Genomic DNA, 553 nt, shown 5'->3' on the forward strand with positions numbered 1-553 from the left:
CGGCATTGAAGCAGTCCCCCGCCGCCACCGTATCAATGGCCCGCACATGAAAGGCGGGGATGAATCCCCGCGCGTCTTCCCCATCGCGCGGGTGGAGGGTGGAATAGACCACGCCCCGTGGCCCGAGCTTGATGATGGCGGTGCCCGTTCCGCGCGCATGCAGGATGTCGGCCGCGCGCAGGGCGGTGGCCTGATCCGTGGGCAGGATGCCGGTCAGTTCGCGTGTTTCGTTTTCATTGGGGGTGATGATGTCAGCCAGCGCGTACAGGCGTCCGGCAGGCCAGCGGCCGGTACGGGGGCCGGATCGAGCATGACGGGAATGTTCATTTCGCGCGCCTGCCGCGCCAGCGCCACCATCAGCGCGGGATCCATTTCCATCTGCATCATCACCATGGCGGCCCGCGCCAGCACGGGGCGGAGCAGGGGGCAGGCGGCGTCTCCATGCGCCATGTTGGCGCCGCCATCGACCAGAATCTGGTTTTCACCCGTCTGGTTTATGGTGATGAAGGCCCGGCCCGTGCCGTTGTCCCCGTCGCTCAGGAGCCACCGGGCG

General features: G+C 67.5%; 1 protein-coding gene and 1 pseudogene. Both read right to left on the reverse strand.

Annotated elements, in window-relative coordinates; all coding sequences use genetic code 11:
- Nucleotides 1-268, reverse strand: a 268-nt coding sequence (locus JCM25156_RS31880) for a PfkB family carbohydrate kinase (RefSeq protein ID WP_306301758.1), incomplete at its 3' end; no start/stop codon positions are given.
- A pseudogene (locus JCM25156_RS31885) lies at nucleotides 214-553 on the reverse strand (ribokinase); the annotation flags it as partial. The pseudogene JCM25156_RS31885 and the gene JCM25156_RS31880, both read right to left, overlap by 55 nt.

Source organism: Komagataeibacter kakiaceti JCM 25156 (assembly GCF_000613305.1).